Consider the following 16,686-nt stretch of genomic DNA (forward strand, 5'->3'; position numbering starts at 1 on the left):
CGCGGAATGCAACCGGCTCGGCGAGGCCGGTAAAAACAAGAAAAGGGTGAGGGTGTCGTCTCTACGATAGCCCTGCACCCTTTTTTGCTGTTCAGTCGGAGTTTGAATGAGCGTCACCACGTCGGGTCTGCAGTCGAAGTCGAGCAATCGCGTCTTGCGCAGTACCGTCGAGCTTCTGAGCTCGATGCGTTTCGCCATTGCACTGCTCGTGATTCTGTCGATCGCCAGCATCATCGGCACTGTCCTCACGCAGGACGATCCGTATCCCAACTACGTCAACCAGTTCGGCCCGTTCTGGGCGGACATCTTCCGCGCGCTGAGCCTTTACACGGTGTACAGCTCGTGGTGGTTCATGCTGATTCTCGGCTTCCTGATGGTGTCGGTGTCGCTGTGCGTGATCCGCAATGCGCCGAAGATGCTCGCCGACGCGAAGAGCTGGAAGGACAAGGTCCGCGAAGGCAGCCTGCGTGCGTTTCATCACAAGGGCGAGTTCGCGGTGCACGGCACGCGCGCGCAGACCTCGGCGGTGCTCGCCAGGCTCTCGGCGAAACTCGGCTACAAGTTCGTCACGCGCGAGTCGGAAGGCGCGACGCTGATCGCCGCGAAGCGCGGCGCGCTGACGAAGTTCGGCTACATTTCCGCGCACCTCGCGATCGTCGTGATCTGCCTCGGCGGCCTGCTCGACAGCAACCTGCCGATCAAGCTGCAGATGTGGCTGTTCGACAAGTCGCCGATCAACTCGAACACGGTCATCAACGAGATTCCGCCCGAGCATCGGCTGTCGCAATCGAACCCGACGTTCCGCGGCTACGCGTGGGTCCCCGAAGGGCAGCACGTGTCGACGGCGATCCTGAACCAGCCCAACGGCTCGCTGATCCAGGACCTGCCGTTTTCGATCGAGCTGAACAAGTTCATCGTCGATTACTACTCGACCGGCATGCCGAAGCTGTTCGCAAGCGACATCGTCGTGATCGATCACAAGACCGGCGCGCGCGTGCCGGCGCGCGTCGAGGTCAACAAGCCGTTCGAATACGACGGCGTGTCGATTTACCAGTCGAGCTTCCAGGACGGCGGCTCGCAGATGCAGATGACCGCCTACCCGATGTCGGGTCCGAGCGCGAAGACCGCGCCGTTCGGCGGCACGATCGGCGGCAGCGCGCCGCTGAGCACGGCCACGCCGCTCGCGGATGGGCAGACCGTCGAGTTCACCGACTTCCGCGCGATCAACGTCGAAAACATCTCGAACGGCAGCGGCCAGAACGACGCGCGCGGCGTCGCCGCGCATCACTCGCTGAAGGAAGCGTTCGACGAGCGCCTCGGCTCCGGCGCGAAGACCTCGAAGCCGCTCGATCTGCACAACGTCGGCCCGTCGGTGCAGTACAAGATTCGCGGCAAGGATGGCCAGGCGCGCGAGTACAACAATTACATGCTGCCGGTCGACGTGAACGGCGAAAAGATGTTCCTCGCCGGCATGCGCCTGAACCCCGACGACCCGTTCCGCTACCTGCGCATTCCGGCCGACAGCGGCGGCACGCTCAAGGAGTGGATGGGCCTGCGCGCGACGCTCGAAGACCCCGCGAAACGCGCCACGGCCGCGCACCAGTTCGCGCAGCGCTCGGTGCCGGGCTCGAATGCCGAACTGCAGCAACATCTCGAGGAAAGCGCGCTGCGCGTGCTGACCCTTTTTGCGGGCGCCGACAGCAGCCTGAAGATGCCGAATGGCGAAACGCCCGGCGGTTTCCAGGCGATCGCCGGTTTTATCGACCATTCGGTGCCGAAGGGCGAGCAGGAAAAGGCTGCGGGCCTGCTGCTGCGCATGCTCGAAGGCGTGACGTGGGACTTGTGGCAACTGTCGCGCCAGCAACTCGGCGAGCCCGCCGCGCCGGCCAACGCGGACTCGAGCCGCTTCATCCAGAGTTCGCTCAACGCGATATCCGACAGCTTTCTGTATGGATCGCCCGTCTATTTGCAGCTTGACTCATTCAAGCAGGTGCAAGCTTCGGTATTTCAGTTGACGCGCGCGCCTGGCAAAAAAGTCGTGTATCTTGGCAGCCTGCTTCTCGTGTTGGGCATCTTTTCGATGTTCTATGTCCGCGAACGGCGTCTGTGGTTCTGGCTCAAGGATACCGAGCACGGCACGAACGTCGTGATGGCGATGTCGAGTGCGCGCAAGACGCTCGACTTCGAAAAGGAGTTCGTCCAGACGCGCGACGCCGTTGGCGCCGCACTGGGCGCGAAACTCAGCGCAGCAGCCGACGCCGGCCCGTCCGCTCAGGCCGGCGCGCCAAGCTCACAGGATTCGACCCGGTAAGATCATGGACTTGACTCACGTTTCCTCATCCGCTTCTTCTCCCGCTTCCGCCGCGCGTGCCGACAAGGCGTTCGCGGGCGGCACGCCCGAACAGCTTCCGTACTACGACGAACGGCCGTTCCTGAAACGGCTCGGTATCGTCGACTGGCTGTTCGCGCTGGTGCTCGTCGGCGGCGCCGGGTTCGCGCTGTCGCGCTATCACCCGTTCATGAACTACTACGACAAACTGGTGCTGGTGTGCTCGGTGCCGGTTTTCGTCGTGCTCGGCTGGCGCTGGAAGCCGGTGCGTCCGCTGATGGTGGGGATCGCCGCGCTGTCGCTGTTCGCAATCCAGATCTATCACGGCGATCTGAGCCGCGCCGACGACGCGTTCTTCCTCAAATACTTCCTGTCGAGCCAGTCCGCGATCCTGTGGATGAGCGCGCTGTTCGTATTTGCGACCGTGTTCTACTGGATCGCGCTGCTGTCGCGCTCGCCGACCGGCGCCGCGATCGGCTCGAAAATGACGTGGGCGGCTGTGCTGATGGGCTTCGTCGGCATGATGGTGCGCTGGTACGAGTCGTACCTGATCGGCGCGGATGTCGGCCATATTCCGATCTCGAACCTCTATGAAGTGTTCGTGCTGTTCAGCCTGATTACGGCGCTGTTCTATCTGTACTACGAGCAGCACTACAACACGCGTGCGCTCGGCGCATTCGTGCTGCTCGTAATCAGCGCGGCGGTCGGCTTCCTGATGTGGTATTCGGTCGCACGCGATGCGCAGCAGATCCAGCCGCTCGTGCCGGCGCTGCAAAGCTGGTGGATGAAGATTCACGTGCCGGCGAACTTCATCGGCTACGGCAGCTTCGCGCTGTCGGCGATGGTCGGCGTCGCGTATCTGGCGAAGGAACGCGGCATACTCGCGGATCGTCTGCCCGAGCTCGAGGTGCTCGACGACGTGATGTACAAGTCGATCGCGGTCGGTTTCGCGTTCTTCACGATCGCGACGATTCTCGGCGCGCTATGGGCCGCCGAAGCGTGGGGCGGCTACTGGAGCTGGGACCCGAAGGAAACGTGGGCGCTGATCGTCTGGCTGAACTACGCGGCGTGGCTGCATATGCGTCTGATGAAAGGCCTGCGCGGCGCGGTGGCCGCATGGTGGGCGCTGACCGGCCTGCTGGTCACGACGTTCGCGTTCCTCGGCGTGAACATGTTCCTGTCGGGCTTGCATAGTTACGGCAAGCTGTAAGATCGGCCGCGCTGCACCGACTAAAAACCGCCGAGTGCCTGGTCACCGGCGGTTTTTTCATGGCGGACGGAATATCCGCTGCATCCAGACGTTTGCCGTTCGAGTGCCTGCGCCAGTACCGGCGCGGGGATTGGCGTCAATACCGCGGATGACAGATGCCCCCGAACGGGCGATCATCAATACGGCCCTGCGACGCGCGCGACGCGGCGGGGCAGCAAGGAGCAGCACCATGTGGATCAAGCGAAGCGACAGCATTCAACTGACCGGCGATGACATCGCGCGCAGCGAAATCACGCCGCGGCATGTCTTCGAGAACCGGCGGCGCATCCTGCAGGCGGCGGGCGCGATGGCGCTCGGCAGCCTGATCGGCGTGAGCGGAGAGGCACTTGCGACGTACTCGTCACCGGACCCGAAGGCGCAGAAACTCGCGGCGAAAACGAACACGAAGTTCGTCGCGCTGGACAAGATCACGCCGTACAAGGACATCACGACCTACAACAACTTCTACGAGTTCGGCACCGACAAATCCGATCCCGCGCAGAACGCGGGCACGTTGCGTCCGCACCCGTGGAAGGTGAGCGTCGAGGGGGCGATCAAGAACCCGAAGGTGTACGACATCGACGAATTGCTGAAGCTCGCGCCGCTCGAGGAACGCGTGTACCGGCTGCGTTGCGTCGAAGGCTGGTCGATGGTGATTCCGTGGATCGGCGTGTCGCTGTCGGAACTGATCAAACGCGTCGAGCCGACCGGCAACGCGAAGTACGTGCAGTTCATCACGCTCGCCGATCCGTCGCAGATGCCGGGGTTGTCGACACCCGTGCTCGACTGGCCCTATTCCGAAGGCCTGCGCATGGACGAAGCGATGCATCCGCTGACGCTGCTGACGATGGGCGTCTACGGCCAGGTGCTGCCGAACCAGAACGGCGCGCCGGTGCGTGTTGTGGTGCCATGGAAGTACGGCTTCAAGAGCGCGAAGTCGCTCGTGAAAATCCGTTTCGTCGAGAAGCAGCCGCCGACCAGCTGGAACACGTATGCGTCGAACGAATACGGCTTTTATTCGAACGTGAATCCGAACGTCGATCATCCGCGCTGGAGCCAGGCGACCGAACGGCGCATCGGCGAGGACGGTTTTTTCACGCCGAAGCGCAAGACGCTGATGTTCAACGGCTACGGCGATCAGGTCGCATCGCTCTATCAGGGCATGGACCTGAAGAAGAATTTCTGAGGCGACGGCGATGACGATGACTTCCGACACGCAATCCGTCACCCGGAACGAACCCGCGACGCAAGGGGCGACCTCGGCCGCGCGAGCGAAAGCGTCGGCGGCGCAGCGGCCCGTGGGCGGCGCGCGCTGGATCGTGCCGGCCAAGGTCGCGGTGTTCATCGCGGCGCTGTATCCGCTCGCGCGCATCGTGCTGTTCGGCATGACCGACCGGCTCGGCGCGAATCCGATCGAGTTCATCACACGCTCGACGGGCCTGTGGACGCTCGTGTTCCTCTGCATCACGCTGGCGGTGACGCCGCTGCGCCGCCTCACCGGTGTCGCCGCGTTGCTGCGCTTGCGGCGCATGCTCGGTCTTTATGCGTTCTTCTACGCGGCGCTGCATTTCACCACCTACCTCTGGTTCGACAAGTGGTTCGATCTCGCGGCGATTCTGAAGGACATCGGCAAGCGGCCGTTCATCACGGTGGGCTTCGCGGCGTTCGTGCTGCTGATCGCGCTCGCGGCCACCTCGCCGCGCGCGATGGTGCGCAAGCTCGGGCGTCGCTGGCAGACGCTGCATCGCGCGATCTACGCGATCGGCGTGCTCGCGATCCTGCACTTCTGGTGGATGAAGGCCGGCAAGCACGATCTGCTGCTGCCGAAGATTTACGGCGCGATCATGATCGCGCTGCTCGGCTGGCGTCTGGTGGTGTGGCTGCGCGAGCGGAGTCTGAAAACGCGGCGACGGTGACGGCGGGCGCTCGGTTTACGCTGCTTGGGTGGCGATAGCGTTCAATAGCAAAAAGGCGATACCGTAGTGGCATCGCCTTTTTGCTTTTTGCTGCTTGCACGAAGAGTCGAGGCCCGCGCGGGTTTCAGTGCGGCGCTCGACGTTCCTCGATGCTGACCGATGCTTATCGATGTTTACTCCGGCAAAATCGCCTCACCCGCAAACAGCTGCTGCACCTCTTCACGCGCGCGAACCACATGCGCCTGTGTACCATCCACCATCACTTCGGCGGCGCGTGCACGCGTGTTGTAGTTCGAGCTCATCACGAAGCCGTACGCGCCGGCCGAGCGGATCGCGAGCAGGTCGCCCGGCTCGACAGCGAGCAACCGTTCTCGGCCGAGCCAGTCGCCGCTTTCGCAGACCGGGCCGACCACGTCGTACACCTGCGCGGGCACGTCACGCTTCACGACGGGGTCGATCGCGTGATACGCCTCGTACATCGCGGGGCGCGCGAGATCGGTCATCGCCGCGTCGACGATCGCGAAGTTCTTGTCCGCGCCCGGCTTCAGGAATTCGAGACGCGTGAGCAGCACGCCCGCATTACCGACCAGCGAGCGGCCCGGCTCGAAATACACTTCGCGATGGCCGTGGCCGCGTGCTTCGATGCGATCGAGCACCGTGCGCACGAACATGCCGATTTCCGGCGGCGTTTCGTCGTCGTAGGTGATGCCGAGACCGCCGCCCACGTCGATATGGCGAATCGTCACGCCGTCCTGCTCGATCTGCTCGACGAGGTCCAGCAGTTTGTCGATCGCGTCGAGATACGGCGCGACTTCGGTGATCTGCGAGCCGATATGGCAGTCGATGCCGACCACCTCGAGGTTCGCCATCGCCGCGGCCGCCCGGTACGTGGCGCGCGCGTCTTCGAAGGCGACGCCGAACTTGTTGCTCTTGAGTCCGGTGGAAATATACGGATGCGTTTTCGCGTCGACGTCGGGATTCACGCGCAGCGACACCGGCGCTTTCTTGCCCATTTCGCCGGCCACCGTGTTGAGGCGGTCGAGCTCGGGAATCGATTCGACGTTGAAGCATTTGACGCCGGCCGCGAGCGCGTCGCGCATTTCGCCCGCCTGCTTGCCGACGCCCGAAAACACGGTGTTTTCCGCTTTGCCGCCCGCCGCCAGCACGCGCGCCAGTTCGCCGCCCGAGACGATGTCGAAGCCCGCGCCGAGGCGCGCGAACACGTTCAGCACCGCGAGATTGCTGTTGGCCTTGACGGCCACGTGCACGCTCGCGCGGCGTCCGGCGCAGGCGCCTGCGTAGGCGTTCCATGTGGCGGTGAGCGCGGCGCGTGAATAAACGTAGAGCGGCGTGCCGAACTGCTCGGCGAGGGAAACGGCGGACACGTCTTCGGCGTGCAATATGCCGTCGACGTAGTCAAATGCGGATCGAGTCATGCGAAAGTCTTATTGAACGGAAGGAGCGGCAGAGGCGGGCAGCGGCACGGCGGGAGCGGAAGCCGCCGAAGCGGGCGGCGTGGCAAGCTGATCTTCGGGGGCCAGCGTGAGCGGCGTGCCCGAGGTGTCCGGGATCGAGCCCATGTCGGCCGCGCTGCCGCTAGCCGGTTGCGTTTGATCCGGCGCCGGCGTTTGCGTGCGATGAGCCGGCGGGGCAGGCATGGGCGGCACGGTTGGCAGATAGAGCGAGCCGCGTTGACCGCAACCGGCGAGCACGCAACCTGCGAAAATGGCTAAAACCGCTACAATCGCGCGGCCGGGTGCCGCCGCGCGCATCCGAGATACGACTCGCATGACTGTCCCTGAATGAATAATCGATGGAGTTTAGCATGTCCGATAGTGATTACCTGACCCGTGCGGAAGCCGTGCTGGCCGCCATCGAGAGCGCGCTCGACGACATCGGCGCCGACATCGAAGCCGAGCGCAGCGGCAACGTTCTGACGCTCGAATTCGAGAACCGCACGAAGATCATCGTCAACCTTCAGCCGCCGATGAGCGAGATCTGGATCGCCGCGAAGGCGGGCGGTTTTCACTTCCGTTTCGTCGATGGGCAATGGCGCGACACGCGCAGCGGCGCGGAGTTTTTCGCGGCGCTCTCGCAGTACGCGACCGAGCAGGCCGGCGAGCCGGTGCAGATCGCCGCGCAGTAAGCCCGAGGCGCTCTCAAAACAGAACCGCCGCGTATCGAGCTATCGAACGCGGCGGTTTTTGCTTTCCGGCGGGAGTTCTACGCAACTTCGCGAGGCAGCCTCGGTGTCCGCGGCTCAATGCCCGCGGAACAGATTCATGATGTCCTGCTTCTCCTGCTCGCCGACCTGCTCGGGCGCCGCCGAGGCCGCGGAAGCGGCGCTCGCCCCGGCGTCGAGCGTGGCCTGGCTCACGCCGACCGTCGCGACGAAACCGTGCCCCGGCGTGAAGTCGTCGAAATAAAGCTCCGAGCCGATTTCGCTGACATCATCGGGGCGCGCCATCTTGTACTCGGGCACGCCCTTCAGTGCGTGGCCCATGTACTCGATCCACACCGGCAGCGCGAGGCCGCCGCCGGTTTCCTTGTCGCCGAGACTGCGCGGGTTGTCGTAGCCGATCCATGCGATGGCCGTGAGCGTGTGCTGATAACCGGCGAACCACGCGTCGCGCGAATCATTGGTCGTGCCGGTCTTGCCGCCGAGATCGGTGCGCTTGAGCGCGTTGCTCTTCGCGCCGGTGCCGCGCTGCGCGACGCTTTGCAGCAGACTGTTCATCACGTAGGCGTTGCGCGGCTGGATCGCGAACGGCGCGCTTTGTCCGGCCACGAGCGGCTGCGCATGGGCGACGACGACACCGCGCTGATCGGTGACTTCGGCGATCAGATACGGGTTGATGCGGTAGCCGCCGTTGGCGAACACCGAGAACGCGCCCGCCATCTGCAACGGCGTGACGAGACCCGCGCCGAGCGCCATCGGCAGATAGGCGGGGTGACGCTCGGCGTCGAAGCCGAAGCGCGTGATGTACTGCTGCGCGTACTTCGTGCCGATCTGGTTCAGGATGCGGATCGACACGAGGTTCTTCGACTTCTGCAGCGCGGTGCGCATCGTCATCGGACCGTCGAAGCCGCCGCCGTAGTTCTTCGGCTCCCACGCCTGGCCGCCGGTTTCGGCGGCGCTGAAAAAGAGCGGCGCGTCGTTGATGATCGTGGCCGGCCCGAGTCCCTTTTCGAGCGACGCCGAATAGATGAACGGCTTGAAGCTCGACCCCGGCTGACGCCACGCCTGCGTGACGTGATTGAACTTGTTCTTGTTGAAGTCGAAGCCGCCGACCAGCGCACGAATCGCGCCGTCCTGCGGGACCACCGAAATAAACGCGCCTTCCACCTGCGGCAATTGCGTGATCGACCAGTCGCCGTCGTCGTTCTTCACGAGCCGCACGATCGCACCGGGCCGGATGCGCTGATTCGGCTGCGCGCGCGGGCCGAGCGCGAACTGCGCATAGCGCAGGCCGTCGCCCTGGATCGTCGCGACGTTGCCGTCGATGAACGTCGCCTGCACCTGCTTCGGACTCGCCGCCGTGACGACGGCCGCGATGATCTCGCCGTTGTCCGGATGCTCGACGAGCGCGTCGTCGATCGCCTGTTCGCGCTCCTGCGCATCGGACGGCAGATCGATGAACGCCTCCGGCCCGCGATAGCCGTGCCGCCGTTCGTAGTCCATCAGCCCCTTGCGCAGCGCGCGATAGGCGACGTCCTGATCGGCCGAGTCGATCGTGGTCACGACGTTCAGCCCGCGCGTGTAGGCTTCCTCGCGATACTGCGCGTACATCATCTGCCGCACCATTTCCGCGACGTACTCCGCGTGCACGCTGTACTCCTTGCCCATGCCCTTGACGACGAGCGGCTGGCCGCGCGCGTCGTCGTACTGCTGCTGGGTGATGTAGCGCAACTCGTACATGCGTTGCAGGATGTACTCCTGCCGCACCTTCGCGCGTTTCGGATTGACGACCGGGTTATACGCGGACGGCGCCTTCGGCAAGCCCGCGAGCATCGCCGATTCGGCGAGCGTCAGATCCTTGAGATCCTTGCCGAAGTACACCCGCGCGGCGCTCGCAAAACCATAGGCGCGCTGGCCGAGATAGATCTGATTCATGTACACCTCGAGAATCTGATCCTTCGTCAGCTTCGACTCGATCTTGTACGCGAGCAGCATCTCGTAAATCTTGCGCGTATAGGTTTTCTCGCTGGAGAGGAAGAAGTTGCGCGCGACCTGCATCGTGATCGTGCTCGCGCCTTGCGTCGCGTGGCCGTTGGTCAGCGCGACGAAGCCCGCGCGCGCGATGCCGGTCAGATCGACGCCGCCGTGGTCGTAGAAGCGCGCGTCCTCGATCGCGAGGATCGCGTTCTTCAGGCTGTCGGGCACGTCCTGGATATGCACGATGTCGCGCCGTTCCGCGCCGAATTCGCCGATCAGCACGTGGTCGGCCGTGTAGATGCGCAGCGGCACTTTCGGACGATAGTCGGTCAGCGCATCGAGCGAAGGCAGGTTCGGCGTGGCGACCACGAGCGCATAGCCGAGCACCAGCGCCACGCACACGACGCCCGCCGCGATCAGCCCCACAAAGCCGAAGACGAGCTTCAGCCACAACGGGCGTTTGCGCTTTGTCGGCGCGGGCGGCGCGGGCGGCGGGGACGTAGGAGACGTGGGTTGCATAGGGGTATCGAAAAAACGGTCCCGCGATTATAGCCGCCTCGCTTCCTCAGCTTTCGGCATGCTTACGAATAGTCCGGAAAGCAGTGTGAAAACCGGCGGCGCGCCGTGCCTGGAGATGACTTCACTGTAGCCGCTTTGATCCCGCGAGGGGCGTCCTCGCCGCAACGTTGGCCATTTGGCTGAATGTCGCTCGGAGCCCTGTCTCTCCACAATGGTCCCTCGTTGCTCGCGTTCGAATGGTTCGTCGCGTGAGTCAGAGGGAGGGCCTGATGGCATATAAAAATTCGTGGCTTGAAGCGATGCAGTCGGGGCGGCAGCGCTTCGCCGCCGGGATCGACGTCGGTTCGCAAAGCGTGCGGCTCGTCGTGCTGAGTCAGCGTGCGCGCGCCTATGGCGCGCTGCATCTCGAATATGTGAAGACGGTGCCGCTGGCGGCTGGCGCGATGGCGGGCACCGAGATCGCCGACCGCCAAGCCATCGCGCGCGCCTTGCGCGATGCGTTTGCGGGGCTGCCGCGGCTGTGCGCGACGCATGCGCTGCAATGTTCGATGGCGGTGCCCGCGTCGGCGACGCTCACGACCACGGTGCCGCTCGCACAGCTCGCGGCGCAGAGTCATTGCGTGGAAGAGGACGGCGGTCCCGCGCTTGCCGGCCTCGCGCCCGCGGTAATGGGCGAGGCGGAGCGCATCGCCGGCATCGAGCGGCATGCGCTAGCGGTCGACTGGTATGTCGACGACACGCCGGCGCCGGTGCGTTCGGTGACGATCGCGGCGACCGCTCGCCAGCATCTCGAAGCGCGCATCGAATGCGCGGCGACCGCGGGCATTTCGCTGACCGCGATCGACGGCGAGCCGCATGCGGCGTTGCGCGCGCTGCGCTATGCAGCGGATCAGGAACTCGATGCGCACGAGCCGTATGCGGCGCTGTGGATCGGCACGGACGGCGTGTACGGGTGGCGTGTCGTCGACGGCGCGATCGAGGGCGAGATGCATTACCCGGCGCCCGAGCACACCGATCTCGCGGATGCGCTGCGCGACCTCGTTCGCGGGCCGGTGTTCGATTGCGCGCTGGTCGGCGGCGAGATCGATCTGCTCGATGGCGTCGGCTTTTCGATGGCCGATATCGGCGACGTGCTCGGCTGCTCGGTGCTGCCATTCGAATGCGCGCTGCTCGGCAGCCGCATGCGGCCGCTCGACGACGGACTGCTGTACGAGCCGGCCGGCGCGGTCGCGTTCGGGCTCGCGCTGCGCGGGGTGATCGAATGATGCGCGGCCTTTCGTTTGTGTTTCTGCCGTTCTGGCCGGCGGCGCGCCCATCGCTGCCGCCGACGCCGCCGGTCGCGTCGCGTGAGACGCGCTTCGCGAAGCCGTGGCTCGGCGGTTTCAATCTGCTGCCTTACCGGCAACGCAATGCACGGCTGGCGCGGCGGCGCTGTCTGCGCGACTGGGCGGTGGCGGCGAGCGTCGGCGCGGCCGGCGTACTTGCATTTGCCGGCTGGCAGGCAGTCGAAAAGACGCGGCTCGAGGCACGGCGTGCGTTGGCCGAACAGGCGCTCGCGCAACTCGCGGCGCCGCTCGCCGAGCACGCGAAGCTGCGGCGAGCGCAGGACGAGCAGCGCAACGACGCTGCGCGAGCAACGAGCCTGTCGGTGCCGCTCGCGCACCTGCTCGATCTGCTCGAAGTGCTGAGTTTCGAACCCGGCGACGGCGTCGTGCTGCGGCAGTTGCGCCAGCGCGAGTATGAGACGGAGTTGCTCGCGACGTCGCGCAGCCATGTTGCGTCGGCTGAATGGCTCAAACGCGTCGGGGCGGTTCACGGCGTGCAGGGCGCGGAGATGCGCGACCTGCATCGGCCGGCCACGCGCGGCGGCGCGGCGACGGATAAGACGGTAAATAAGGCGGCAAATAAGACGGCGGATACGGCGACGGATAAGACGGCAAGCGGTCCAGTCGAGTTCGACGCGCGTTTGCGCTGGGGGGAGCCGCCGCCGAAAAACACGCTGCTGGCTGGGGCGTCGGCGGCGCACGGGGCGAAGTCCGCAAAATCGGGAGGTGAAAAATGAGCACGACCTTTTTCGAAGCGGGCGGCGTGCCGTACGCCTCGTTCGATCTTTCGCGCTGGATAAGGCGTGTGCGGGTGCCGCTCGATGCGTGGAGCCGGCGTCGCCGCTGGCTGGTCGCGTCGCTGCTTGCGCTGCTCGTGTTTGGCCTCGGCGCGTATGGCTGGATTGCCGCCGATCTTGGTGGTCTGGTCGCGAGCCGAGCGACGCTCGCGCTCAGCACGCAGCGTCTCGCCGATGCGCGGCGCGCGCTCGCGCAATTGCCGTCGTTGCGTCGCCAGGCGGCCGCGCTGCCGGTTGTCTCTCCGGTTGCTGCCTCATGGGGTTCGGCGGACGACGTGCGCGTCGTTTCCGAACTGGCCGCGCAGAACGGCGTGGCGTTGCTCTCCGTGAAACCCGGTGCCGCGAGCGGCGACGGCGCCGAACGCATGCGCCCTTTGCAACTCACGGCGCGCAGCGACTTCGTTCATCTGATGGCGTTCTTTCATGGGCTCGCGCAATTGCCGGTGCTGATCGTTCCCGTCGACGTGACCGTCAAGCAGGACAGCACGGCGCTCGCGGTGAGCGCGACGTTGCGCGTGTTCGAGGCGCTGCGGCCGGCCGTGGCGGCCGACGCGGCTCGGCTGCGCGATGGCGTGAGCGTCGATGCCAGCCTCGATCCGGACGAGACCGATGAAGACGACGAGGAGCTTGTGTTCTTCGATCCGTTTGCGCGGCCGCCGACGTACACGAGCGGCGCGCCGGACGATGCCGAACCGTTGCGTCTGGTCGGCCTGCTCAGCGATCGCGGGCACGGGCTCGCACTGCTCGATACGCCGGACGGCGCCACCACGGTCACGGCCGGGCAGCAGCTTGGCACCGAGCGTGTCGCGCGGCTCGACGCGCTCGGCATCACGCTCGCGAACGGCGCGGCGACACGCACGCTCACGTTGACGGAGGCGTCATGACGAATCGGGTGAAGCGATGGGGCATGGTCGTGTCGCGCATCGGGCGCGGCTGGAGCGGCAGTGCCGGTCTTTGCCTCGGCCTCTGCATCAACGCCACGGTGGGTGCAGACCTCGCGCAGGCTTCGATACCGCCATTGTTGCCGCCGCTGCCGGCCTATATGTCGCTCGAAGATACGGATTCGTCAGCGGATTCGGGATACGGAACGGCGCCGTTGTCAAGCGGTGGCGGCGGCGAGGTGCCGAATCCGTTTCGCGACGGTTCGGCACAAAACGCGGCACAAAGCGCGGCGCAAAACACCGCGCAAGATGCGGACGCTACCGGAACGGCCGCGCCCTCGGCCGATGCGCCAAACGCATCCCTGAGCGACTCCGCCGACGGCACGGCAAGCACCGGCAGCGCCGTCCCGTCGCCGAAACAATCCGCCGCAGCCGCGCGCGACGACACCGCCGGCGGCACGCTCGAAGGCCCACCCGTCCCGCTGCCGCCGCCCGCGCGCCTGAGCGACGCAGCGAACGCTGCCGCCGACGCCGGTCTGCCGGCTGGCGACAAACCGATCTCGCTGAATTTCCAGCACGCGGAACTCGGCGCCGTGCTCAAAGCGTTCGCCGAGTTCACCGGCCTGAACATCGTCGCGAGCGACAAGGTGCGCGGCGCCGTTTCGCTGCGGCTCGACAAGGTGCCATGGCGCACCGCGTTCGACACGTTGCTCGACGTCAACAATCTGTCGATGGAACGACACGGCAACGTGCTCTGGGTGGCGCCGGCCGCGGAGCTGGCCGCGCGCGAACGGCAGCGCTTCGAAGCGCACGCGCGGGCCGCCGATCTCGAACCGCTCGCGAGCCGCACGTTCCAGTTGCACTACGCGCACGCCGAGGACGTGCGGCGTCTGCTGACCGGCTCCGGCACCCAGCGCGTGCTCTCCAAACGCGGTGCCGTGACCGCCGATCCTCGCACCAACCTGCTGTTCGTGACCGATCTCGCGGGGCGGCTCGAACAGATCGCGGCGCTGATCGCGGCCGTCGACCGGCCGACCCGCCAGGTGCTGATCGAGGCGCGCATCGTGGAGGGCGACCATGGCTTTTCGCGCAATCTCGGCGTGAAGCTCTCGCTCGCGGGCACGAGTGCGGACGGCACGGCAAGAGGCCTCGGCGGCGGCGCGGACGGCACCGTCTTCGATCTGTCCGCCCGGCCGGTCTCGGGCTTCGATGCCGCCACCGCGGGCCTCACGTTGTTCGCGGCCCACGCCACGCGGCTGCTGAATCTCGAACTCTCCGCGCTCGAGGCCGAGGGGCATGGGAAAATCGTCTCGAGCCCGCGGGTCGTCACCGCGGACAGGATGAAGGCGATCGTCGAGCAGGGCACCGAGCTGCCGTATCAGGCCAAGGTCGGGCAGGGCGTGTCGGGCGTGCAGTTTCGCCGGGCCACGCTGAAACTGGAAGTCGAGCCGCAGATCATGCCGGACGGCCGCGTCGTGCTCGATCTCGACGTGGCGAAGGACAGCGTCGGCGAGCAGACCGACGCCGGGCCCGCGATCAACACCAAGCACGTGCAAACGCGCGTCGAGGTCGAGGACGGTGGTACGGTGTCGATAGGCGGAATTTACGCGACCGACGACCGGGACGACGTGGAACGGGTGCCCTTTCTCGGCAAAATACCGGTTCTGGGCGCGCTTTTCCGCAACCGGGCCCACCGTGACTCGCTTAGCGAACTGGCGGTTTTCATCACGCCGAGCGTCGTTCACGAAAATTAGGGCGTGTCAGGCAGGCCACCGCTGCCGTTCACGGGCGGTGCGCAGGCTCGACAAGGCAGCCGCTTTGCCAGTAAGCTGCGGCACGAACTACACCGGATTAGCCAGAGGACACCGTTGCAAGCGCGGGACGCACACGCCAATGTTTTTTTCGTAGGGCTCATGGGGGCAGGGAAAACCACCGTGGGTCGGGCGGTTGCGCGCCGTCTCGAGCGCCCGTTCTTCGATTCCGACCATGAAATCGAGGCTCGCACGGGCGCGCGCATTCCGACGATCTTCGAGCTGGAAGGCGAGGCGGGCTTTCGCGACCGCGAAGCGGGCGTGATCTCCGATCTCACCGGACGCGACAATATCGTGCTCGCGACCGGCGGCGGCGCGGTGCTGCGGCCGGAAAACCGCGAAGCGCTGAAAAGCCGCGGCCTCGTGATCTACCTGCGCGCCAATCCGCACGACCTGTGGCTGCGCACGCGGCGCGACAAGAATCGTCCGCTGCTGCAAACGGAAGACCCCAAGGCGCGCCTCGAAGCGCTCTATGAAGTGCGCGATCCGCTCTACCGCGAGTGCGCGCATTTCGTGATTGAAACCGGCCGGCCCTCGGTCAACGGACTCGTCAACATGGTTCTGATGCAGCTCGAGATGGCCGGTGTCGCCAAACATCCTGCGTCATAATGGACCGTATGATTACCGTCAACGTCGAACTGGGCGAGCGTGCCTACCCCATCCATATCGGTGCCGACCTGATCGGACAGACCGCGCTGTTCGCGCCGCACATCGCCGGCAGTTCGGTCACGATCGTCACCAATACCACCGTCGATCCGCTCTATGGCGACAAGCTGCGCGCGGCGCTCGCGCCGCTCGGCAAGCAGGTGTCCACGGTCGTTTTGCCGGACGGCGAAGCGTACAAGAATCTCGAAACGCTGAACCTGATCTTCGACGCGCTGCTCGGCTCGCGCGCCGACCGCAAGACCACGCTGATCGCCCTCGGTGGCGGCGTGATCGGCGACATGACCGGGTTTGCCGCGGCCTGCTACATGCGCGGCGTGCCGTTCATCCAGGTGCCGACCACGTTGCTGTCGCAGGTGGATTCGTCGGTAGGCGGCAAGACCGGCATCAACCATCCGCTCGGCAAGAACATGATCGGCGCGTTCTACCAGCCGCAGGCCGTGATCGCCGACATCGGCGCATTGCGAACCCTGCCCGCGCGCGAACTGGCGGCGGGCATCGCCGAGGTCATCAAGACCGGTGCGATTGCCGACGCCGGTTTCTTCGGCTGGATCGAAGCCAATATCGAAGCGTTGAACCGCTGCGAACCCGAGGCGCTGGCCGAGGCGGTCAAGCGCTCGTGCGAGATCAAGGCGTCGGTGGTTGCGCAGGACGAGCGCGAAGGCGGATTGCGCGCGATCCTCAACTTCGGCCATACGTTCGGCCATGCGATCGAAGCCGGGCTCGGCTACGGCGAGTGGCTGCACGGCGAGGCGGTTGGCTGCGGGATGGTGATGGCGGCCGATCTGGCGGTGCGTCTCGGCCATCTCGACGAAGCGTCGCGCAAGCGTCTCGTCGACGTAATCGTCGGCGCGCATTTGCCCACTCGCGCGCCCTCGCTCGGCGCCAACCGCTATGTCGAACTGATGCAGGTCGACAAGAAAGCGGAGGGCGGCGCGATCAAATTCATTTTGCTGAAGCGTTTCGGTGAGACGCTGATCACCCGGGCGCCCGACGCCGAGGTGCAGGCGACGCTGGCCGCCGCCGTCTAAACACGCCGC

14 protein-coding genes are annotated in these 16,686 nt (G+C 65.6%); 11 read left to right on the forward strand and 3 right to left on the reverse strand.

The features are described 5' to 3' along the window. Window positions 1-106 precede the first annotated feature (106 nt). The 4 genes from G3N58_RS16575 to msrQ all read left to right on the forward strand — a co-directional run bounded on the left by G3N58_RS16575 (window position 107) and on the right by msrQ (window position 5,494). Entirely contained in the window at window positions 107-2,311 is a 2,205-nt protein-coding gene (locus tag G3N58_RS16575; RefSeq protein WP_167045462.1) for a cytochrome c biogenesis protein ResB, read from the forward strand. 4 nt (window positions 2,312-2,315) lie between these two features. Next, window positions 2,316-3,539: a c-type cytochrome biogenesis protein CcsB gene (gene ccsB, locus G3N58_RS16580; protein ID WP_205999650.1), complete on the forward strand. Its 1,224-nt coding sequence runs from the start codon at window positions 2,316-2,318 to the stop codon at window positions 3,537-3,539. A gap of 229 nt (window positions 3,540-3,768) precedes the next feature. Continuing rightward, a complete protein-coding gene (gene msrP, locus G3N58_RS16585; RefSeq protein ID WP_167045468.1) occupies window positions 3,769-4,764 on the forward strand; it encodes a protein-methionine-sulfoxide reductase catalytic subunit MsrP in 996 nt (331 codons plus the stop codon). A gap of 16 nt (window positions 4,765-4,780) precedes the next feature. After that, the gene (gene msrQ / locus G3N58_RS16590) at window positions 4,781-5,494 is read left to right on the forward strand and encodes a protein-methionine-sulfoxide reductase heme-binding subunit MsrQ (RefSeq protein WP_205988804.1); all 714 of its coding nucleotides are present in this window, start codon (window positions 4,781-4,783) and stop codon (window positions 5,492-5,494) included. A gap of 173 nt (window positions 5,495-5,667) precedes the next feature. On the opposite strand, the gene lysA is transcribed toward msrQ, so the two are convergent. Both lysA and G3N58_RS16600 read right to left on the reverse strand, forming a co-directional pair. Next, window positions 5,668-6,930: a diaminopimelate decarboxylase gene (gene lysA, locus G3N58_RS16595; RefSeq protein ID WP_167284476.1), complete on the reverse strand. Its 1,263-nt coding sequence runs from the start codon at window positions 6,928-6,930 to the stop codon at window positions 5,668-5,670. Between the two features lie 9 nt (window positions 6,931-6,939). Continuing rightward, a complete protein-coding gene (locus tag G3N58_RS16600) occupies window positions 6,940-7,284 on the reverse strand; it encodes a lipoprotein (RefSeq protein WP_167045477.1) in 345 nt (114 codons plus the stop codon). 35 nt (window positions 7,285-7,319) lie between these two features. On the opposite strand from G3N58_RS16600, the gene cyaY reads away from it, so the two are divergent. After that, window positions 7,320-7,640: an iron donor protein CyaY gene (cyaY, locus tag G3N58_RS16605; RefSeq protein ID WP_167045480.1), complete on the forward strand. Its 321-nt coding sequence runs from the start codon at window positions 7,320-7,322 to the stop codon at window positions 7,638-7,640. A 114-nt stretch (window positions 7,641-7,754) separates the two neighbouring features. On the opposite strand, the gene G3N58_RS16610 is transcribed toward cyaY, so the two are convergent. Beyond that, window positions 7,755-10,169, reverse strand: a complete 2,415-nt coding sequence (locus G3N58_RS16610; protein WP_205999651.1) for a penicillin-binding protein 1A — start codon at window positions 10,167-10,169, stop codon at window positions 7,755-7,757. A gap of 269 nt (window positions 10,170-10,438) precedes the next feature. On the opposite strand from G3N58_RS16610, the gene pilM reads away from it, so the two are divergent. The 6 genes from pilM to aroB all read left to right on the forward strand — a co-directional run bounded on the left by pilM (window position 10,439) and on the right by aroB (window position 16,677). Continuing rightward, window positions 10,439-11,434 (forward strand): pilus assembly protein PilM, encoded by a 996-nt coding sequence (gene pilM, locus G3N58_RS16615; RefSeq protein WP_167045486.1) that lies wholly within the window; start codon window positions 10,439-10,441, stop codon window positions 11,432-11,434. Then, window positions 11,431-12,231, forward strand: a complete 801-nt coding sequence (locus G3N58_RS16620) for a fimbrial assembly protein (protein ID WP_241017137.1) — start codon at window positions 11,431-11,433, stop codon at window positions 12,229-12,231. The genes pilM and G3N58_RS16620 overlap by 4 nt, the downstream gene beginning before the upstream one ends. After that, complete coding sequence (locus tag G3N58_RS16625; protein WP_205999652.1) at window positions 12,228-13,175, forward strand: hypothetical protein; 948 nt, start codon at window positions 12,228-12,230, stop codon at window positions 13,173-13,175. The genes G3N58_RS16620 and G3N58_RS16625 overlap by 4 nt, the downstream gene beginning before the upstream one ends. A 23-nt stretch (window positions 13,176-13,198) precedes the next feature. Continuing rightward, entirely contained in the window at window positions 13,199-14,926 is a 1,728-nt protein-coding gene (gene pilQ, locus G3N58_RS16630) for a type IV pilus secretin PilQ (protein WP_241017138.1), read from the forward strand. A 114-nt stretch (window positions 14,927-15,040) separates the two neighbouring features. Further along, window positions 15,041-15,592: a shikimate kinase gene (locus tag G3N58_RS16635; RefSeq protein ID WP_167045492.1), complete on the forward strand. Its 552-nt coding sequence runs from the start codon at window positions 15,041-15,043 to the stop codon at window positions 15,590-15,592. Then, window positions 15,592-16,677, forward strand: a complete 1,086-nt coding sequence (gene aroB / locus G3N58_RS16640) for a 3-dehydroquinate synthase (RefSeq protein WP_205999654.1) — start codon at window positions 15,592-15,594, stop codon at window positions 16,675-16,677. The genes G3N58_RS16635 and aroB overlap by 1 nt, the downstream gene beginning before the upstream one ends. Window positions 16,678-16,686: the final 9 nt, after the last annotated feature.

Source organism: Paraburkholderia sp. Ac-20342, from assembly GCF_017104985.1.
Taxonomy (GTDB): Bacteria; Pseudomonadota; Gammaproteobacteria; order Burkholderiales; family Burkholderiaceae; genus Paraburkholderia.